This window comes from Ferriphaselus sp. R-1, from assembly GCF_000746095.1.
GTDB lineage: Bacteria > Pseudomonadota > Gammaproteobacteria > Burkholderiales > Gallionellaceae > Ferriphaselus.
This window is the reverse complement of record NZ_JQKP01000007.1, coordinates 100,222-120,989: the sequence shown is the minus strand read 5'-3', so window position 1 is coordinate 120,989 and position 20,768 is coordinate 100,222. Positions and strand designations below refer to the sequence as shown.

The window sequence follows — 20,768 nt, the reverse complement described above, 5'->3', positions numbered from 1 at the left end:
CCTTGTCAGAGAACGCCAATCCCTTGCCGCTCCAGGCGATCAAGCCCAGCCTGGATGCCGCGCTCAGTGCGGTCAGCGCGGGTGTGGAGCAATTCTTCGCCGCCCCCGAAGACGATCTCCAGCCCTTGCAGCAGGCTGTGGCCGAATTACGTCGTATCAACGGAGTGATGCGCATGTTCGCGCTGGAAGGCCTGGCGGTCTACAGCAGCGAGTTGGAACGTTTGCTGTCCGAGATCATCGCCGGTGGCGTGCCGGCTCAGGAGGCTCAACGGGATGTGGTGCGGCGCGCATTGACGGCCATTTCCCGCTATCTGAATGGACTGTTGAACGGTGCCGACAATGCCGCTGTGCGCTTGTTCCAGCGTTTTCAGGAGATGCGTCAGGCGCGTGGGCTGGAGACGGCCTCCGAAGCCGAACTGTTCTTCCCCGATTTGAAGGTGCCGCTGCCTGAGGCCTTGTCGGTCACGCCGGTGGCAGCTGCCCTGCCCGAGGTCGTGCGGGCGGCCCGTGGCAAATACCAGCACGCCTTGTTGAAGTGGTTGCGCCAGGATCAGCCTCTGCTGGCGCTGGAGACCATGCGTCATGCGGTGCGTCAGGTGTTGAACAGCGCTCCGCACGAGGGACGACAGATCTGGTGGGTCGCAGAAGGTCTGCTGGATGCGCTGCTGCTGGAAGGTATCCCCCCGGAGTTGAATCCCAAGCGCCAGTTGGGACGTCTGGATCTGCAGATGAAGGCCCTGATCGAAGGCGTGGTCACGGAAGAGCGCACCTTGCTGTCCGAGATGCTCTATCTGCTTGCGCGCAGCCATGAGGTGACCGAGACCGTCGCTGCGCTCAAGCAGGCATTCGCGCTGGATCGCTTCCTGCCCGAGGCGGAGGTTTCGCTCGATGAAGCGAGCGACGATGACTTGCGGTTGCTGGACGAGATGCGCGCAGCGTTCAAGTTGGCCGAGGCGGATTGGGAGCACTGTGTCCAGGGGGATGGGGCCGCCTGTGGCGATTTTGCCGGACATACTTCGCGACTCAGCGATCTGTCGGCGCAACTGCAGCAGGATGCGCTGCACTTCCTGTGCGAGCAGATCTGGTCGACCACCGTCAGTGCGGAGCCCGCGAGGTTGCAGCATGTCGCTCTGGATATGGCGATGGCGCTATTGTTGCTGCACGGCGGCATTGAGCACTATGCCAACCTCGATCCCGGCTTCAGGGAGCAATCACGCGCGCTGATCCAGCGCATTCAGGCTGGTCTGCGCAATGAACCTACCGACGATGCCGATCTGGCCAGCATCGTCGAACATCAAGCTCTGGTCGAGGAGCGCAGCGCCATACAGCCTTTGGCCAGCGAGATGCTGGGCAATTTGCAACTGGTCGAACAGGCACTGAACAGCTTCTTCGACGATCCATCAGGCCGCTCGGAATTGGCTCAGATCGACCACTGGTTGGCGCAGGTCCATGGCGGCTTGCACATGCTTTCCCTGCCGCGCGCCACCCGGGTGCTGGACAGTTTGCGCGACACCCTCGCTGTCGCCGCCCGCGAGGGTACGACACCTGCCGACGAGCAACTGCAAGCCTGCGCGTTGGCGCTGAGTGCGTTGCAGAGTGTGGTGCAGAGCCTGCTGGATGGTCGGCGCGACGACGATCAGCTTACGGATGCCGTCCTTGCTGGCCTGGTCGAATCGCAACCGGGTGAGCCAGCGGTGCAGGATGCTTCTCCCCCTGCCACGCCATCGGTCGTGGTCACGCAGGAGTGGGCCAGGCCGAACGCGCGCTCGGATGCCGTGGCACAGGCGGCGGAGAGCAAGGAGTTGCTCGATATCTTCCTGGAAGAGGCGCGCGAGGTATTGGCCACGATCGCCGATCATCTTGGGACCAGTTTCCTGCACAGCGAGAGTCGCGAGCCGTTGGTGACCATCCGTCGCAGCTTCCACACCCTCAAGGGCAGTGGCCGTATGGTCGGGCTCAAGGATTTGGGCGAGGTCGCCTGGGCTGTGGAGCAGGTGATGAACCGCTGGTTGCAGGACGAGAAACCTGCCACGCCGGGCTTGCTGGCCTATCTTGGCCATGCCGAGGCCGCATTCAAGCATTGGGTAGATGAGCTGGGGCGGCATGGTGACGCGGTGGTGGATGGCTCGGAGTTGGCGGCGGCAGCGAGCAGAATCGATGCTCCGATAGAGGAGACGCATCCGCCGGTAGTCGCCGAGGAGACCGAGCCGGTCACCGTCGAGGAACCGGTGACCGAGGTAGTGATCGGCTCCGTCTCCATATCGCCTACCCTGTTCGATATCGCTACCGTCGAGGCGATACAGCATATCGGCGCGTTGCGCGATCATCTGGCGCAGTTGCGCGAGTCTGTGCCTGCGGTGGTCCATTTCGATTTCATGCGTGCCGCCCATACGCTGGCAGGCATCAATCGCACACTGGGTTTCGCGGCAGTGGCCGAGTTGGCTTCGGCGCTGGAATTGTGGCTACAGCAGCGCATCGACACCCCGCTAGCCTTGCGTGCGGGGCAACTCGACTTGCTGGGCGTTTGCGTGGACACCCTGGACGGGATGATCCAGACGATATGCCGCAAGCGCGAACCGGAGGCGCGTCCCGAGCTGGTCGCGGCATTGCAGGCTGAGCCCTTGCCGGTCAGCGTAGCAGAAGAGGGTAGCGACGCATCAGTCGTGGCCGGGATCGAGGCAGCTCCCGAGCCTGTCGAATCTCAGGCGGCCCCGGTTCTGCCCGCCGTAGTGGCGGAGCCGCTTGTCCGGCCTGTCGAGACGGCGCGTACGATGCTCAGTGGGGACACCATCGTGCACGACATCCGCGATGACGTGGACGAGCAACTGCTGCCGCTGTTCCTGGAAGAGTCGAACGACCTGTATCCGCAGATCGGGCAAGGTTTGCGCGCCTGGCGTGAGCACCCCGCAGATGTCGCGCTGGCGCACAATTTGCGCCGTACCTTGCATACCCTCAAAGGCGGTGCGCGCATGGCCGGTGCGATGCGTGCCGGGGAGTTGACCCACCGCATGGAGGATTCGGTGATCCATTATGCGGAGCCGGAGTTGCAGCAGGCGGCATTCTGGGATCAGCTGGATGCCCACTTCGATTATCTCGGCGTGTTGCTGGAACAGTTGCGTCGGGGCGAGTTCCATGAAACGACTGCGGCGGCTGAGACCGCTGCGGCCCAGTCGGCGCAGCCGCAGCAGCTGGAGATCGGTGCGGAGCGCGCCGTCTTGTCCAACGTGCTGCGCGTGCGCTCGGACGTGGTGGACCGTTTGGTGAACGAGGCAGGTGAGATCGGCGTGACCCGTTCGCACATCGAAACCGAGATGCGCGCCTTCAAGAACGGCCTGTTGGAACTGACCGACTCGGTCAGCCGTCTGCGCGCTCAACTGCGCGAGATCGAGATCCAGGCGGAAAGCCAGATGCAGGCGCGCTTGTCGCTGTCGCAGGACATGGCCGAGAAATTCGACCCGCTCGAATTCGACCGATTCACCCGCTTGCAGGAGCTGACCCGGTTCATGAACGAATCGGTGCATGACGTGCAGACGGTGCAACAGAACTTGCTCAAGAACCTGGATGAGACTGCGGGCGCGCTATCGGCACAGTCGCACTTGTCGCGCGAGTTGCAGCAGGGCTTGATGGCGATCCGCATGGTGCCGTTCGCCAGCATCTCCGAGCGTCTGTACCGCATCGTGCGGCAGACGGGTAAAGAGCTGGACAAGAAGGCCAACCTGGAATTGCGCGGAACCGAGCTGGAGCTGGATCGTTCCATGCTGGAGAAGATGACGGCGCCGTTCGAGCACTTGTTGCGTAATGCGCTGGTGCACGGTCTGGAGTCGCCCGCAGTGCGTGCCGAGCGCGGCAAACCGCCGATCGGTGACGTGAAGCTGTCGCTGCGCCAGGAAAACAATGAAATCGTGTTCGAGTTCAGCGATGACGGTGCCGGGCTGGATCTGGAAAAATTGCGCGCCAAGGGTGTCGAGCTGGGCTTGTTGCAGGCCGACGAGGAAGTCTCCGATGAGCAGATCATCCAGCTCATCTTCACCTCGGGCTTGACCACCGCCGAGGTGGTGACCGAAGTCGCCGGTCGCGGTGTGGGGATGGACGTGGTACGCAGCGAGATCTCGTCGCTGGGCGGGCTGATCAGCGTCAGCACCGAGATGGGCAAGGGCACCAGCTTTGTCATTCACCTGCCGCTGACGCTGGCGGTGATGCAGACCTTGATGGTGCGCTCCGGTGACGTGTCATTCGCCATCCCGTCCACCATGGTGGAACAGGTGCAGCAATACCGTGCCGCCGATCTGGCCAAGTTGTATCAGCAGCACAGCGTGACCTGGCAGGGGCGGACCTACCCGCTCGCTTATCTGCCGCATTTGCTGGGCGATGTCGATCATGTCGCCGAGGCGCGTTCGCACAGCCCGGTGCTGTTGTTGCGCAGCGGTGACTTGCGCATTGCGTTGCATGTGGATGAGATGGCGGGCAACCACGAAGTCGTGGTCAAGAACATCGGCCCGCAGTTGGCGCGGATGCGCGGCATCGCCGGTGCAACGGTGCTGGGTAACGGCCAGGTCGCGCTGATCCTCAATCCGCCGCAATTGGCGCAGCGCATCGCCGCCCCCGCGCGTCGATCCGCCAAGACCGTGGCCGAGCCGCAGCGCGTGCAGCCGCTGGTGATGGTGGTCGATGATTCGCTCACTGTGCGCAAGATCACCAGCCGTCTGCTGAACCGTGCCGGTTATCAGGTGATCACCGCCAAAGACGGTGTGGATGCGCTGGAGCAGCTTGCCGGCGTGATGCCTGCCGTGATGTTGCTGGATATCGAGATGCCGCGCATGGACGGCTTCGAGCTGACCAAACAGCTACGCCGCGATGCCGCGACGCAGAGCCTGCCTATCATCATGATCACCTCGCGGACGGCGGAGAAACACCGCGAACATGCGCTGCTGCTGGGTGTGAACGAGTATCTAGGCAAGCCGTTCCAGGAAGAGGAGCTGTTGCAGCTGGTGGCGAAGTACATGGCGGCCAGAGCGATTTGACCGATGCGTCGTCAAGCCTGCCCGCTTCGGGAGTGCCTGTCTGGCCATGACTGAGCCCGTGTCTTTCCCCAAAATAGTCGAAGTGGCCGCCGCCGTGCTGATCCGTAGTTCGGCGAGCGGCGACGAGTTCCTGCTGGCGCAACGTCCCGCCGACAAGATCTGGGCAGGTCACTGGGAGTTTCCGGGCGGCAAGGTCGAGCCGGGCGAGACCGCGCATGCGGCCTTGGTGCGTGAGTTGCACGAAGAGCTGGGCATCGCGGTACAGCGTGCCACGCCCTGGCTGGTGCGCCAGTTCACCTATCCCCACGCCACCGTTCGCCTCAATTTCTTTCGCGTCACCGCATGGCAGGGCGAGTTGCATCCGCATGAGGGGCAGCAGTTCGCTTGGCAGCCGCTCGCTGCATTCAGCGCTGAGGCGCGCGTAGCGCCCTTGCTTCCGGCCAATGCGCCGGTATTGCGCGCACTGTCCTTGCCCGCGCTGTATGCGATCAGCAATGCGGGCGAACTTGGTGGCGATGAGTTCCTGCGGCGCTTGCAGCGGGCGCTCGCCCAAGGGCTGCGCTTGCTGCAATTGCGCGAGAAGGATATGCCCCCCGCCGAATTGCGGGCGCTGGCGATACGCACGCTGGACTTGGCACATGCACACGGTGCCAAGGTGCTACTCAACGGCGACGTGGCTCTGGCGCAGGAATTGGGGGCGGACGGGGTGCAGCTGACGGGTGCGCAACTGGCGCAGCTGAGCGAGCGTCCTCGGGTCGAATGGTGTGCCGCGTCCTGCCATACGGCGGAGGAGTTACGGCGCGCGGAAGCGTTGGGGTGTGATTTCGCGTTGCTCAGTCCGGTGCTGCCCACGTTGTCTCATCCGGGCGCGGCGCATCTGGGCTGGGGCGGGTTCGCGGCCTTGGCGCAGGATTGCTCCATCCCGATCTACGCTCTGGGCGGGTTGACGCTCAAGGATGAGGAAACCGCACGCCTGCATGGGGCGCACGGCATTGCGTTGCTGCGTCAGGCGTGGCCGGAGGTCTCTTCGAACTGATCCGGCGCGGAGTCGTCGGGCAAGCGATAACCTGCGTTGGCCCACTGTCCCAGATCGATAAGTTTGCAGCGGTCGCTACAGAATGGGCGGAAGCGGTTCCCGGTGTCCCACACTACCTCCTTGCCGCAATGCGGGCACTTGACGACGGGCGGCTTGTTCATGCTTACAGCGTGCAAAAGACCAGATCGAACTCGACATCCTGGTCGATCAGGATGCTCTTGGCCGCGTAGTCGGCCGTGAGGAAGCGGATGTTCAGCGCGTATTTGTTCGCGCTGACCTCGGGGATGCAGGGCAGTGACTCGTCCAGGCGCATGCGCAGCAACTGCGCCACGCGCCCCCCTTGCATCTGCTGGAAGCTGCCAGCATGGGCAGTGAAATGGTAGGACTTGCCACTCTCGCGCAGTAAGCGCAACACGATCTTCAGGCCTTCGCGGATGGGTAGCATCGGCTCCAGCCAGCCGGTCAGGGCTTGGCGGCGGACATGCGCGGGTTGGTGCTGCCAATAGTGGTAGGAGGGCAGGTCGAACTCACACACGCCGCCCGGGATGCACGCGCGCTGGCGGATGCCCATCAACCACTCGTTCTCGCGGATGTGCTGTCCGATCTTGCCGCTACTGGCCAACAGGGCGGCGCTGGCGTTCTCCATCTCGCTCAGCACGGCATCGAGCGCCTCTTCGGAGATCTCGGGGTTGTTGTGCAAGGCGCTCAGCAGCTTCTTTTGCCGTTCCAGTTCTTGCAACAGGTCGGACTTGAGGTCCGCGCGACTGCCGACTTCCATGATCTCGAACAGCAGCCCGAGCGCGATGTGATGGTCCCGACCGTCATCCTGCGCGATGAAATAGTCCGCCCGCGCATAGAGATCTTCTAATCGCAGTAGGGTGCGCACGCGCTCGTTGAGGGGGAATTCGTAGTTGATCACAGGTCGTAGGGACGCTGATTATTTATATTTTTCCGAAAGATATATGGACAAGTTAAATACGTCAATCGCTTCCTGCGGCCAGGGTCAGATAGCGTTGATGTAGCTGCGCGACTTGCGCTGTCAAATCAGCCAGTTCGCCATCGTTGTGGATGATGTCATCGGCGTGCCGCAGTCTTTGTTTCCGGATCATCTGTTGTGCCATGATGGCGCGCACGGCTGCCTCATCCAGCCCGCTGCGTCGGGTGGTGCGCGCCAGTTGGGCATCTTCGGCACAGTCCACGACGAGGGCCCGGTCCAGCCAGTCGCGGTAGCCGCTGGTTTCGAACAGCAAGGGGACGACCAGCATTACATACGGCGCGTCGCTGGTTGCGGCTTCGGCCTTGGCCTGGTTGCGGATCAGGGGATGCAGGATGGCTTCAAGCACTAGCTTTGCGGTCGGGTCGGTGAACACACGGGCACGCATCCAGCTCCGGTTCATCGAGCCATCCGGATTCAGGCTGTCAGTTCCGAAGCTGGCGGCGATGGCGGGAATGGCCTCACCACCTGCGCCGGTCAAACGATGCGAGATGACATCGGTGTCAACGATAGCTGCGCCGCGCTCGGCGAACAGTGTTGCGACGGTGCTCTTGCCGCTGCCGATGCCGCCGGTGAGGCCGACCCGGAGCTTCATGGCGCGACCAGTTGCAGGTAGTTCTGGGTGAGCTCTTGCCCGGCGAACAGGGCGATCAACGCCCCTCCCGCCAGATAGGGGCCGAACGGGATGGGGACGTTGCGCCCATGCCGGGCTGCGATGATGAGCGCGATGCCGACCACCGCCCCGACCAGCGAGGACAGCAGGATCACCAGTGGCAGCATCTGCCAGCCCAGCCAGGCACCGACGGCGGCCAGCAACTTGAAGTCGCCATAGCCCATGCCTTCCTTGCCGGTGGCCAGCTTGAATCCCCAGAACACGCACCACAGCGCGAGATAGCCAGCGATGGCACCGATCACGGCATCCGGCAGCGCGACATAGGTGCCGCCAAGGTTGAACAGCAGTCCCAGCCACAACAAGGGCAAGGTCAGGTCATCCGGCAGCAACTGGGTGTCGAAGTCGATGAAGGTCAGCGCCAGCAGGGTCCAGACGAGCAGCAGCGCACCGACGGTGGCGAGTCCGTAGCCGAAGTGCCAGGCGGCCAGGCCGCTCAAGCTGCCGCTGATCAGTTCCACCATGGGGTAGCGCAAAGAGATGCGCGCAGCGCAGCCGCGACAGCGGCCACGCAACAGCAGGTAACTGAGTACCGGGATGTTTTCCATCGCGCTGATCGCATGTCCACACTGCGGGCAGGCGGAACGCGGTACGGTCAGGTTGTAAGGCGCGCTTGCCGCGACCTCTGCACCTTGCAACTCGGCGCATTGCGCCTGCCATTGCCGTTCCAGCATCTTGGGGAAGCGGTGGATGACCACGTTCAGGAAGCTGCCGACCAGCAGTCCGAGTACGGCACAAACGGTGATGAGCGCGGGGGGCGAGGCTTGCAACAGTTCCAGCATGGGTTAAACCACCTGTCCCATCTTGAAGATGGGCATATACATGGCGACCACCATGCCGCCGATCAGGGTGCCCAGCACCACCATCACGACCGGCTCCATCAGGCTGGACAAAGCCTCGACGGCATCATTCACTTCCTGATCGTAGAAGTCGGCGACCTTGTTCAGCATGGCATCCAGCGAGCCGGCCTCCTCGCCGATGGAGACCATTTGCAGCACCATGCTGGGGAACATCTCTGTGTTCTGCATCGCGACGGTCAGACTGGTGCCGGTGGTGACTTCATGCTGGATACGCTTGGTCGCATCGTAATACACCACGTTGCCTGCCGCGCCGGCTACCGAATCAAACGCTTCGACCAAGGGCACGCCAGCGGCGAACATGGTCGACAGTGTGCGCGTCCAGCGAGCGATGGTGGCCTTGCGGATCAATTCGCCGAAGATCGGCAGCTTGAGCAGCAGGCGATCCATGAAATGTTGCACCCGGCGGTCGCGCTTCCAGGCGTACATGAAGCCGTAGATGCCGCCGCCCAGCACCGAGAAGATGAGCCACCAATAGGCCACGAAGAAGTCCGAGATGTTCATCACTACCAAGGTGGGCGTGGGCAGGTCGGCACCAAAGCTGCTGAACAGCTCTTTGAACGCCGGGATGACGAAGATCATGATGATGGCGGTGATGATGAACGCCACCGCGATGATGGCGATGGGATAGGTCAGCGCGGCCTTGATCTTGCCCTTGATGGCGAGGATCTTTTCTTTGTGCGTCGCCAAGCGATCCAACACGCTGTCGAGGATACCGGCAGATTCGCCCGCCCCGATCAGGTTGCAATACAGGTCGTCGAAATACAGCGGGAATTTGCGGAAAGCATGCTGCAGACTGTTGCCGGTCTCGACATCGGTCTTGAGTTCGAACAGCAGGCGCGACACCATGGGATTGCTGTGTCCCTTGCCGACGATGTCGAAGGATTGCAGCAGCGGTACGCCGGATTTGAGCATGGTCGCCAGCTGGCGGGTGAACAGGGTGATGTCCTTCTCGGTGACAGCCTTGCCTGTGCCACGCACTTTCTTGATGCTGCTGACCTTGATGTTCTGCCGACGCAACTGCGCCGAGACAGTCGCTTCACCCGCTGCGCGCATCTCGCCACGTACGATCTTGCCGTTCTTGTCTTTGCCTTCCCAACGGTAAAGCGTATCGCTGATCTTTTTGGTCTTGTCGTCCGTTGCCATGTCTGACCTCAGGGGGAACCGGGTTGATGATGCCGAGTATCTGCGCCAAAGTAAAGCCAGCGGCGGGTCGGGTGTTTCAGTCGTTGAGCTGCTGCTGCCTTATCGGGAATATCTTGGCAACCTTTACCACCCGGTCCTGCATCTGCAGTATCTCGATGGGGTGGCCTGCGATCTTGATGCTGGTGCCGGCCTCGGGGATGTCTTCCAGATGCTCCAGGATGAGGCCGTTCAGGGTCTTGGCGATGGTCAGCGGCAGATTCAGGCCCAGCTTGCGATTGAGGTCGCGCAAGGGCATCGTACCTTCCACCAGTACGCTGCCATCTGCTTGCGGACGCAATTTCCCGGAGTGCATGGGGGTCTGTGTGGTGAAGTCGCCGACAATCTCTTCCAGAATATTCTCCAGTGTCACCAGACCCAGCAGCTCGCCGTATTCGTCCACGATCAGCCCGAGGCGCAAATGCCGCTCCTGGAACTGTTGCAGCTGGGTCAGCAAGCGGGTGTCGGCAGGTATGAAGTACGGCTCCTGCAAGCGTTCGCGCAGCTCGTCGCGGCTGAATGACTCGTGTTGCAGCAAGGCCAGGGCGCGCCGCACGTGCAGCAGGCCGACGATATTGTCCAGGATGTCTTCGTATACCGGCAGCAAGGTGTGGTGGCAGGTCGCGAGTTGCTCACGCAATTGCTCCACCGGGGCGTTCAGGTCGAGCGCCTCGATCTGGTTGCGCGGGACCATCACGTCATTCACCGAGACACGCTCTACATCGACCAGGTTGAGTAGCATCTTCTGGTGCTTGCGCGGCATGAAGTGCTCGGCTTCCAGTACCTGCATGCGCAACTCTTCCAGGCTGCCCTTGTGCTTGCTCTGGTCGGTCTGCACCTTGATGCGCAACATCCACAGGAAGAGTCTCACCAGTGCGGTGGCGACGAACACCACGGGGTGGAACAGCTTGATGATCGCAGCCAGCACATAGCTGGAGGGCAAGGCCACCCGCTCCGGGTGACTCGCGGCGATGACCTTGGGCATGATCTCGCTGAACACCAGAATAATGAAGGTGATGGCCAGTGTGCCCAGCAGGATGACCCATTCCTCATGCCCGAACAGGCGTTGCAGGATCAGGTCGGTCAGCATGGCCGCCGCCACGTTCAACAGCGTATTGCCGAGCAGGATGGAACCGAGCAGTTTGTCGGTGTGGCCCAGCAGCTTGGAGGTCAGTCGGGCGCTCTTGATGCCTTTGCGCATCAGGTGGCTCAGGCGATAGCGGTTGAGTGCCATCATGCTGGTCTCCGAGGCGGAGAAGAAGCCGGAACAGAGCAGGATGGCAATCAGGGCGAGGAACAACGCACCCAGCGAGAAGTCGTCCAAGGTCGAATCTGATTAAAGGGATGGGCGCAGTATCCGGATGCCCGGAGACGGTGTCAAGAATGTGCGGAGACGGCGCGTCAGGCTAGAGCAGGGCATCGGCCAGGTCGTCCCTCAGGTCCTGCTGGTCGTCTTCATGCAGCCCCAGATATTCAGTGGCCAGATCGCACAACTGGCCGGTTTCCATGGCGGCCTCCCCCAGCACTTCGGCGGACAGTTTTTCGGCCACATGCGCGATGGCGATGAGCGCCCGGACCTCGTCGGAGACGATGTTCAGTTTCGGGTCGAAGGCTTCCGGATCGTGGTGGTGGCGGATGGCTATGACGATGTTCTGAGGGAGTAGCCAGTTCTTGGCCAGCAGCCCGCCGACGATGGCATGGGTGCAGCGATAGCGTTTGGATTCGAGGGGCGGCAGGTCCTGTGCGTTCTTGCCGGCGTATTCCACCAGTTCGGCATAGTCCGGGAAGCGTCGCATCATCACGGGTATGGCGGCATCGTGGAACAGGGCGTAGGTATAGGCACTGTCCGACGAGATGCCTCGCAGCTTGCGGGCGATGAGCCCTGCCGCCGTGGCGACGTTGCTGGCCTGAGTCCAGAACCTTTCCAGGAACTCGGGGGACAGGTCGGAGCTCATGCTCGTGCGCAGGGCGGCAGCTACGACTACGCACACGATGTTGCGTGATCCTAGCCGGGTGACGGCCTGCGCCACGCTGTTGGTGGCATCGCCCCGTCGAAAGAAGGGAGAGTTGGCCAGTTTGAGCGTGAAGGCGGACATGCCCACGTCCGCAGCGATCAATCGCGTTGCCACGGCCAGATCCGGGGATTCCTTCTGGAACTCGGCCATCACCTGGGTGACCAGGACCGGGCATACCGGTATCTCGATGGAGGCCAGGGTGTGCTGGATTTCAGCCGGGCTAAGTGCGTGCTGGTTCTCTGCGGTTTCCATAAGTACACTCTTGGATGGTGAGGGCGTGGCCGGGTCGCTCGGCCAGTGCGCGCTAGGATACCCGAGATGGTCGGGCTTGAGAATCGCCCGCCAACGGTTGAGCTGCTGGGGCGAAGGCAGCATGAGGGGCCGCGCCTGTTGCCGGATAATCCGGTGCTGCCTGAAAAATCTTGCGCCATCGTTCCAGATTGGGCGGGAAGTCAGTAAAATCGCGCCTTCTGATCTCCTACTCATTTGCATTGTGACCATGACCGAACACTGGGTGTCGAGGCAACCCTAGCGATGCGATGCTCGCCAAACTCCCGTTGGTTCTGGGTGGTATCGACCCTCGTCCTGCTGTGCCTGCCGTTCGCCACCGATGCCTTGCTCGGGCGCGGCTGGGTGCGCATCGCGGATTTCGCCTTGCTTTACATCATGCTGGCGTTGGGGCTGAACATCGTGGTCGGCTACGCCGGGCTGCTCGATCTGGGCTACATCGCCTTCTTCGCGGTCGGAGCCTATAACTACGCGTTGCTGTCCTCGCCACAGTTCGGGCTGCACTGGCCGGTGTGGGTGATCCTGCCCTTGGGCGCGCTGCTGGCCTGTGGTTTCGGTGTGTTGCTGGGTGCGCCAACCTTGCGCTTGCGCGGCGATTACCTCGCCATCGTCACTCTCGGTTTCGGCGAGATCATCCGTATCTTTCTCAATAACTTGAACACGCCGGTCAACATCACCAACGGCCCGCAGGGCGTCAGCATGATCGATCCCATCGCGCCGGGCGGCTTTTCCTTCGGTGCGACGCATGAGCTGTTCGGCTTCAGCCTGCCGTCGGTGCACCTGTATTTCTACCTGTTCCTGGCCTTCACCGGCCTGGTGATTTTCGTTTCGCGCCGACTGGAGCATTCGCGCATAGGCCGTGCCTGGATGGCGATCCGCGAGGACGAGGTCGCCGCGCAATCGATGGGTATCAATACTCGCAACGTCAAACTGCTGGCCTTTGCCATGGGCGCGACCTTCGGCGGACTGTCCGGCGGGCTGTTCGCCGGATTCCAGGGCTTCGTCAGCCCGGAGAGCTTCGGCCTGCTCGAATCGGTGATGATCCTGTGCATGGTGGTGTTGGGCGGCATGGGCAACATCGCGGGCGTGGTGCTGGGCGGCTTGCTGTTGGCATTGCTGCCGGAAGCCTTCCGCCACGGAGCCGGGCCGCTGCAACAGGCCCTGTTCGGCCATATCCTGATCGACCCGGAGAGCTTGCGTATGTTGCTGTTCGGCGTGGCCCTGATAGTCATCATGCTGGTGCGTCCGGCGGGACTGTGGCCGTCGGGCAAGCGCCGCCGTGAGCTGGAGGATGAGGGTGCGGCGACCGGAGGCGGAGCATGACGACCGTCACCGACACCTTGCTCGAACTCAAAGGCGTGGGCAAGCGCTTCGGCGGACTGGCGGCGCTGTCCGATGTCTCGCTGCACATCCGGCGCGGTGAGATCTACGGCCTGATCGGTCCCAACGGCGCGGGCAAGACCACGTTGTTCAACGTCGTCACCGGCTTGTATCAGCTCGACGAGGGCAGCTTCACCTTCGCGGGCCAGGCGTATGCCCGTTGCAAACCGAATGTGCTGGCTGAGGCGGGCATCGCGCGCACGTTCCAGAACATCCGCCTGTTCGCCAACATGACTGCGCTGGAGAACGTCATGGTCGGTCGCCACGTGCGCACCCGCTCCGGTATCTGGGGCGCGCTCAGCCGCAATGCCGCGACGCGCGCCGAGGAGCGCGCCATCGTGCAGCGCGCCCGCGAGTTGCTGAGCTACGTTGGCATAGACCGCCCGCACCAGACGCTGGCCAAGCATCTGTCCTATGGCGAGCAGCGCCGGTTGGAGATCGCCCGCGCCCTGGCGACCGAGCCGCAACTGCTGGCGCTGGACGAGCCGGCGGCGGGCATGAATGCGACCGAGACCGAAAGCCTGAAGGGTTTGATGCAGACCATACGCGCCAGTGGCGTGACCGTGCTGCTGATCGAGCACGACGTGAAACTCATCATGGGGCTGTGCGACCGTGTGGCGGTGCTGGACTACGGCCAGAAGATCGCCGAAGGCATCCCGGACGAAGTGCGTACTGACCCCGCCGTGATCGCGGCGTATTTGGGCGGAGGCGAGGAATGAGCGCGTTGCTCCACGTCCAGGACCTCAAGGTCAGCTACGGTGGCATCCAGGCGCTCAAGGGCATCAGCCTGGAAGTGCGTGCGGGCGAACTGGTCGCGCTCATCGGCAGCAACGGCGCGGGCAAGACCACCACGCTGAAGACGCTGGCCGGTCTGCTGCGTCCGACGGAAGGCAGCATCCACTATCAGGGCGACGATCTGGCGCGTGTCCCGGCGCATCAGCGAGTGCGCGACGGGCTGGCGCTGGTGCCGGAAGGGCGCGGCGTGTTCGCCCGGCTGACGGTGGCCGAGAATCTGCACATGGGCGCGTACACCCGGAGCGACACCGCCGACATCGCCGCCGATCTGGAGCGCATGTACGCCACCTTTCCGCGCCTGGCCGAGCGTCGCCAGCAGCTGGCGGGAACGCTGTCGGGCGGTGAACAGCAACTGGTGGCGATGGCGCGGGCGCTGATGTCGCGCCCCAAGCTGCTGATGCTGGACGAGCCCAGCATGGGACTGGCGCCGCTGATGGTCGCCAAGATCTTCGAGACGGTGCGTGAGATCGCGGCGCAAGGCGTGTCTATCCTGTTGGTCGAGCAGAACGCCAAGCTCGCCTTGCAAGTCGCGCAACGCGGCTATGTGCTGGAAAGCGGCAAAATCACGCTGGCCGACGCAGCGGCTACCTTACTTGGCAGCGATGGAGTGCGTCGTGCCTATCTTGGCGGATGATTGGAGGGACTTATGTTTGAACAACGCTTGCTCACCGGGTTGAACGGCTTCAATCGTTTCCTGCATGTATTGCTTGCCGTGGCGATGGGGGCGGCCAGCGTGATGGTGATCCTCGACTTCGGCTCGTCGGCGCTCGCTGCCTGGCACGGTGGCAACGCGGCGCAAGGCTTCTTCCATGCGCTGGGTTCGTTGTTCGTGCTATGGACGCTGTCCACGCTGATCTCGGCGGAGATCACTTACGTGCAGACCGGGCGCGTGTACGTGCGGGTGTTCGTCGAGGTGGCGATGATCTCGGTGATACGCGAGCTGATCATCCAGCCGGTGCAGGTGATGACCAGCGCCACGGCGACAGCCCAGTCGTTCAACCCGGTGCACTACGGCCTGCTGCTGGGCGGCCTGCTGATCTGCGGGATAGTCTACAAGCTGGTGAGTTCTTCCCCCGCCGGTCCCGAGCACTAGGCAAGATGCGGGTCGCCCCCCCCCCGCAGAGCACTATGGGGTCGATTTGTAACCATCGCCTTGCTCGGTTCGGGCATGACCGGGCTGGGGCGGAAGCGCGGTAAGTGGCCGGTTGCGTGGTAAAATCCGCGCTCATTTTTCGAGCCGACAGCCATGACCTCTTCCATCGCCCAACTCCTTCAGCAACGCATTCTCATTCTCGACGGCGCCATGGGCACCATGGTGCAGCGCCACAAGCTGACCGAGGCGGACTATCGCGGCGCGCGTTTTGCGGACTGGCATCGCGACCTCAAGGGCAACAACGATCTGCTGGTTATCACCAAGCCGGAAGTCATCAAGGGCATTCACTGCGAATACCTGGCGGCGGGCGCGGACATCATCGAGACGAATACCTTCGGCGCGAACGCGACCACGCTCAAAGCCTACGGCATGGAGTCGCTCAACTACGAGCTGAACAAGGCGGGTGCGGCGCTGGCGCGGGCGGCGTGTGACGAGTTCGAGAGCGCCGACAAGCCGCGCTTCGTCGCGGGCGTGCTCGGCCCGACCGACAAGACTGCGACCATCTCGCCCGACGTGAACGACCCGGCGGCGCGCAACATCACCTTCGATGCGCTGGTGGCCGACTACGCCGAAGCCACCAACGGCCTGATGGACGGCGGCGCCGACCTGATCCTGATCGAAACCGTGTTCGACACGCTGAATGCCAAGGCGGCCATCTTTGCGGTGCAGCAGGTGTTCGAGCAGCGCGGCGAAACGCGCCCCATCATGATCTCCGGCACCATTACCGACAAGGCGGGGCGTACCCTGTCCGGCCAAGTGACCGAGGCGTTCTATAACTCGCTGGTGCACGCGAAGCCCATCTCCATCGGCTTCAACTGCGCGCTGGGCGCGGAAGAACTGCGCCAGTACGTGGCCGAATTGTCGCGCGTGGCCAACTGCTATGTCAGCGCACACCCGAACGCCGGTCTGCCCAATCCGCTCGCTCCCACCGGCTACGACGACACGCCGGAAAATATGGCGGGGCACATCAAGGAATGGGCCGAGAGCGGATTCCTCAACATCATCGGCGGCTGCTGTGGCACTTCTCCGGACTTCATCCGCGCCATCGCCGAGACGGTGAAGGACATCGCGCCGCGCAAGCTGCCCGACATCACGCCCGAATGCCGTTTGTCCGGACTGGAGCCCTTCAACATCGGCGACTCGTCGCTGTTCGTCAACGTTGGCGAGCGCTGCAACGTGGCCGGTTCCGCCAAGTTCAAGCGCCTCGTCATGGAAGGTCAGTACGAAGAAGCGCTGGAGATCTGTAAGCAGCAGGTCGAGACCGGCGCGCAGGTGATCGACATCAACATGGACGACGCCATGCTGGACGGCAAGGCCGCGATGGTGAAGTTCCTCAACCTCGTCGCGTCCGAGCCGGACATCTCCAAGGTGCCGGTAATGATCGACTCCTCCAAGTGGGAGATCATCGAGGCGGGCCTGAAATGTGTGCAGGGCAAGTCCATCGTCAACTCCATCTCGCTCAAGGAAGGCGAGGAGGCATTCATCCACCATGCCATGCTGGTGAAGCAATACGGCGCAGCGGCGGTGGTGATGGCGTTCGACGAGCAAGGCCAGGCCGACACCTATGCGCGCAAGACCGAGATCTGCAAGCGCAGTTACGACATATTAGTGAACCAGGTCGGCTTCCCGCCCGAAGACATCATCTTCGACCCGAACATCTTCGCCATCGCCACCGGCATCGAGGAGCACGACAACTACGCGGTGGACTTCATCGAAGCCACCGCGTGGATCAGGCAGAACCTGCCCTACGCCAAGATCAGCGGCGGCGTATCCAACGTGTCGTTCTCCTTCCGGGGCAACGAGCCGGTGCGCGAGGCGATCCACACCGTGTTCCTCTACCACGCCGTCAAGGCGGGCATGAACATGGGCATCGTCAACGCCGGTCAGCTCGGCGTGTATGAGGAACTGCCGAAGGACCTGCGTGACGCGGTCGAGGACGTGGTGCTGAACCGCAGCCCGGACGCGGGCGAAAAACTCGTGGCACTGGCCGAGAACTTCAAGGGCGGTGCGAAGGCGCAGGTGGAAGACCTGGCATGGCGCAACGGCACGGTGCAGGAACGACTGTCACACGCGCTGGTGCGCGGCATCACCACGTTCATCGTGGAAGACACCGAAGAGGCGCGTCTGCAAGCGGCGTCGCCGGTCGAGGTGATCGAAGAATCGCTGATGAGCGGCATGAACGTGGTCGGCGATCTGTTCGGCGCGGGCAAGATGTTCCTGCCGCAGGTGGTGAAATCGGCACGGGTGATGAAGCAGGCCGTGGCGCATCTGATCCCGTTCATCGAGGCGGAGAAGGCCAAGAGCGGCGACACCAAGCCCAAGGGCAAAATCCTGATGGCGACGGTGAAGGGCGACGTGCACGACATCGGCAAGAACATCGTCACCGTGGTGTTGCAGTGCAACAACTTCGAAGTCATCAACATGGGCGTGATGGTGCCGTGCCAGCAGATATTGGATGTCGCGCGCGAACACAACGTTGACATCATCGGTCTCTCCGGTCTCATCACGCCTTCGCTGGAAGAGATGGCGCATGTGGCGAAAGAGATGGAGCGCCAGGGCTTCAAGGTGCCGCTGCTGATCGGCGGCGCCACCACCTCGCGCGTGCATACCGCCGTGAAGATCGCGCCGAACTACCCGAGCGGCACCGTGGTGTACGTCACCGACGCCTCGCGCGCGGTGGGTGTGTGCAGCAACCTGCTGTCCGAAACCCTGAGCGCCAACTACGTCGCCGAGATCAAGGCCGACCAGCAGGCGGCGCGCGAGCAGCATGAAGGCAAGCAGGGCAAGGCGAGTTATGTACCGCTGGCCGAAGCGCGCGAACACGGCCTCAAGACCGACTGGGCGAGCTACGTCCCGCCCAAGCCCGCCTTCCTCGGCGTGAAGGAGCTGCGTGACTACCCGCTGGCCGAGCTGGTGCCGTTCATCGACTGGTCGCCGTTCTTCCAGGCCTGGGAGCTGGCGGGCCGCTTCCCCAAGATTCTGCAAGACGAAGTGGTCGGTGCCGAAGCGACCAAGCTGTACGCCGAAGCGCAAGCCATGCTGAAACAGCTCGTGGACGAAAAATGGCTCACCGCCAACGCCGTGTTCGGCCTGTTCCCGGCCAACAGCGTGGGCGACGACATCCAAATCTACAGCGACGAATCGCGCAGCCAGGTTGCGATGACCTGGCACAACCTGCGCCAGCAGACCAAGAAGCCCGCCGACATTCCCAACTATTGCCTAGCCGACTTCGTCGCGCCCAAGGACAGCGGCGTAGCCGACTACCTCGGCGGCTTCGCCGTCACCGCAGGCATCGGCATCGAGCGCAAGATGAAGGAATTCGAGCAAGCCAACGACGACTACAGCGCCATCATGCTGCAAGCGCTGGCTGACAGGTTAGCCGAAGCCTTTGCCGAGCACCTGCACCAGCGCGTGCGCCGCGAGTTCTGGGGCTACGCCGCCGCCGAGGCCTTGGACAACGAAGCGATCATCGCCGAGCAATATCGCGGCATCCGCCCCGCGCCCGGTTACCCCGCCTGCCCCGAGCACAGCGAAAAAGGCCCGCTGTTCGACTTGCTGCAAGCGCCTCAGCACGCGGGTATCACCCTCACCGAAAGCTACGCCATGCTGCCCACAGCGGCGGTATCCGGCTTCTACTTCTCCCACCCCGAAGCGAAATACTTCGCCACCGGTAAGGTGGACAAGGAACAGGTCGCCGACTACGCCCAGCGTAAGGGCTGGACGGTGGAAGAGGCGGAGAAGTGGCTGGCGCCGGTGTTGAGTTACTAACGAGAAAATTGCATTTCGATGAAAATCCCGACCCCAAGAATATTCTGGTTGTTCTGGCAAATATTGCTTTTGCTCGTGATAACCGGCTGTGCGTCTTATGAAAACTACGACTATTACGCACCGATAGATGAGGACAAAAAGAGTGCTTCTGACTTTTTCTCCTCCCGGGATTTTTTTCAATTTTCCCCACTACAAGGAGTTACCGCCTTAGGGCCAGTCGGAATACCTCTTATCCCAGTTTCAATTCCGAGCAGAGCTGAGGTACTGGAGTTAGAAGTTCATTTCGAGCTTAATGAAAATCTGACTTTCTCTTTATTGAAGAAACCCTGTATCCAAGCGGACGATTCAGAATTGATATGCGCGGAAAAATTTTCAATTTTTGGTTTTGCTGAATCAAATATCCCTAAACCGATGACAAGAAAATCATTGGATATCAGCTCTGCTGAGTTGATTGGGGGAAGCGAGAGAGTAACGAATTTGCAAATATTCAAACAGTCAGAGTTTGAGTTTACGCCAGTTTGGCATTGGCTAGTTCTCAATGCCACATACGAATTTCGATGTCACAAAAAATGCCCTTCCTCTTTTCAATTTAACCCATCCGGTCTTTTTGAAGTTAACAGCGCCAGTAAATTTAATACCACCGTCTTGCTCAACCGCAAGACAAGAGAAAGATATACTGCCTTAGTCAATCCGACCAACTAATCCAACGAATATCTGCTATAGGAAATCAGCCAGGTAGGGTGGGCACTCGTGCCCACGCGGAACGAATCGGTGGGCAACGCTGTGCTTTTGCCCACCCTACGAAAATCAATCATAGGAAATCAGCATGACCGAACTCATCAAAACCGACACCACCCTCGGCGAAGGCGCGGAAGCGCAGGCCGGGCAGACCGTTATCGTGCATTACACCGGCTGGCTGTTCGACGCGGCTGCGCCTGACAACAAGGGCGCGAAGTTCGACAGTTCGCTCGATCGCAACGAGCCGTTTGATTTTCCGCTGGGCGGCGGGCGCGTCATTCGTGGTTGGGACGAGGGGGTGGCGGGGATGCGTGAGGGCGGCAAGCGCACTTTGGTCATTCCGTCGGAGCTGGGTTACGGCCCGCGCGGGGCGGGCGGCGTGATCCCGCCGAATGCCACGCTGGTGTTCGAGGTGAAGCTGCTCAAGGTGATCCGCACCGAGTGCATCGACACCCAGGTGGGCGAGGGTGCTGAGGCGCAGGAAGGTCAACACGTGACGGTGCATTACACCGGCTGGCTGTTCGATAAGAACGCGCCGGAGAACAAGGGCACCAAGTTCGACAGCTCGCGCGACCGCAACGAGCCGTTCGACTTTCCGCTGGGGCAAGGTCACGTCATCAGCGGCTGGGACATTGGCGTGCAGGGCATGAAGGTGGGCGGGCAGCGCACGCTCATCATCCCGCCGGAGATGGGCTATGGCCGTCGCGGTGCGGGCGGGGTGATCCCGCCGAACGCCACGCTGGTGTTCGATGTGGAGCTGCTGGGTCTGGACTGATCCCGGCCTCGCCCGATGCTTTAGGGCACGCACCGTCCGGTGTCGTGCCCGCCGCACAGGCTACGCTTGCACCTTTCCCCTGTTTCTTTTCCGAGG

At 62.1% G+C, this 20,768-nt stretch carries 16 protein-coding genes; 9 read left to right on the top strand and 7 right to left on the bottom strand.

Features of this window, described 5'->3' with window-relative positions; all coding sequences use genetic code 11:
- Nucleotides 1-2: 2 nt before the first annotated feature.
- Nucleotides 3-5,021 carry a hybrid sensor histidine kinase/response regulator gene (locus DM08_RS12255; RefSeq protein ID WP_051937895.1) on the top strand — a complete coding sequence of 1,673 codons (5,019 nt, stop codon included), beginning with the start codon at nt 3-5 and terminating at the stop codon, nt 5,019-5,021.
- 46 nt (nt 5,022-5,067) lie between these two features.
- Entirely contained in the window at nt 5,068-6,057 is a 990-nt protein-coding gene (locus tag DM08_RS06935; RefSeq protein ID WP_035383913.1) for a Nudix family hydrolase, read from the top strand.
- On the opposite strand, the gene DM08_RS06930 is transcribed toward DM08_RS06935, so the two are convergent.
- The 7 genes from DM08_RS06930 to DM08_RS06900 form a co-directional block, all read right to left on the bottom strand.
- Nucleotides 6,027-6,218 carry a DNA gyrase inhibitor YacG gene (locus DM08_RS06930; RefSeq protein WP_035383912.1) on the bottom strand — a complete coding sequence of 64 codons (192 nt, stop codon included), beginning with the start codon at nt 6,216-6,218 and terminating at the stop codon, nt 6,027-6,029. The genes DM08_RS06935 and DM08_RS06930 overlap by 31 nt on opposite strands.
- 2 nt (nt 6,219-6,220) lie before the next feature.
- On the bottom strand, nt 6,221-6,976 hold the full coding sequence (zapD, locus tag DM08_RS06925) for a cell division protein ZapD (RefSeq protein ID WP_035383911.1): 756 nt from the start codon (nt 6,974-6,976) through the stop codon (nt 6,221-6,223).
- A 61-nt stretch (nt 6,977-7,037) separates the two neighbouring features.
- Nucleotides 7,038-7,646, bottom strand: coding sequence for a dephospho-CoA kinase (gene coaE, locus DM08_RS06920; protein ID WP_035383910.1), 609 nt, complete (start codon nt 7,644-7,646; stop codon nt 7,038-7,040).
- Nucleotides 7,643-8,503, bottom strand: coding sequence for a prepilin peptidase (locus DM08_RS06915; RefSeq protein ID WP_035383909.1), 861 nt, complete (start codon nt 8,501-8,503; stop codon nt 7,643-7,645). The genes coaE and DM08_RS06915 overlap by 4 nt, the downstream gene beginning before the upstream one ends.
- Nucleotides 8,504-8,506: 3 nt before the next feature.
- Nucleotides 8,507-9,724, bottom strand: coding sequence for a type II secretion system F family protein (locus DM08_RS06910; RefSeq protein ID WP_035383908.1), 1,218 nt, complete (start codon nt 9,722-9,724; stop codon nt 8,507-8,509).
- Between the two features lie 76 nt (nt 9,725-9,800).
- On the bottom strand, nt 9,801-11,084 hold the full coding sequence (locus DM08_RS06905) for an HlyC/CorC family transporter (protein WP_035383907.1): 1,284 nt from the start codon (nt 11,082-11,084) through the stop codon (nt 9,801-9,803).
- 82 nt (nt 11,085-11,166) lie between these two features.
- Complete coding sequence (locus tag DM08_RS06900; protein WP_051937893.1) at nt 11,167-12,027, bottom strand: HDOD domain-containing protein; 861 nt, start codon at nt 12,025-12,027, stop codon at nt 11,167-11,169.
- A 333-nt stretch (nt 12,028-12,360) separates the two neighbouring features.
- Between DM08_RS06900 and DM08_RS06895 the strand changes: the two genes are divergently transcribed.
- From DM08_RS06895 to DM08_RS06870, 7 genes are all read left to right on the top strand, one after another.
- Nucleotides 12,361-13,386, top strand: coding sequence for an ABC transporter permease subunit (locus DM08_RS06895; RefSeq protein ID WP_237560241.1), 1,026 nt, complete (start codon nt 12,361-12,363; stop codon nt 13,384-13,386).
- Nucleotides 13,383-14,162 carry an ABC transporter ATP-binding protein gene (locus DM08_RS06890; RefSeq protein ID WP_035383905.1) on the top strand — a complete coding sequence of 260 codons (780 nt, stop codon included), beginning with the start codon at nt 13,383-13,385 and terminating at the stop codon, nt 14,160-14,162. The genes DM08_RS06895 and DM08_RS06890 overlap by 4 nt, the downstream gene beginning before the upstream one ends.
- Nucleotides 14,159-14,872, top strand: a complete 714-nt coding sequence (locus tag DM08_RS06885) for an ABC transporter ATP-binding protein (protein WP_035383904.1) — start codon at nt 14,159-14,161, stop codon at nt 14,870-14,872. Before DM08_RS06890 ends, DM08_RS06885 begins: the two co-directional genes overlap by 4 nt.
- A gap of 12 nt (nt 14,873-14,884) precedes the next feature.
- On the top strand, nt 14,885-15,331 hold the full coding sequence (locus tag DM08_RS06880; protein WP_051937891.1) for a phosphate-starvation-inducible PsiE family protein: 447 nt from the start codon (nt 14,885-14,887) through the stop codon (nt 15,329-15,331).
- A 153-nt stretch (nt 15,332-15,484) separates the two neighbouring features.
- Nucleotides 15,485-19,159 (top strand): methionine synthase, encoded by a 3,675-nt coding sequence (metH, locus tag DM08_RS06875; protein WP_035383903.1) that lies wholly within the window; start codon nt 15,485-15,487, stop codon nt 19,157-19,159.
- Between the two features lie 18 nt (nt 19,160-19,177).
- Entirely contained in the window at nt 19,178-19,861 is a 684-nt protein-coding gene (locus DM08_RS12845; protein ID WP_152555800.1) for a hypothetical protein, read from the top strand.
- A gap of 124 nt (nt 19,862-19,985) precedes the next feature.
- Nucleotides 19,986-20,672 carry an FKBP-type peptidyl-prolyl cis-trans isomerase gene (locus DM08_RS06870; protein ID WP_035383902.1) on the top strand — a complete coding sequence of 229 codons (687 nt, stop codon included), beginning with the start codon at nt 19,986-19,988 and terminating at the stop codon, nt 20,670-20,672.
- The last annotated feature ends 96 nt before the right edge of the window (nt 20,673-20,768 follow it).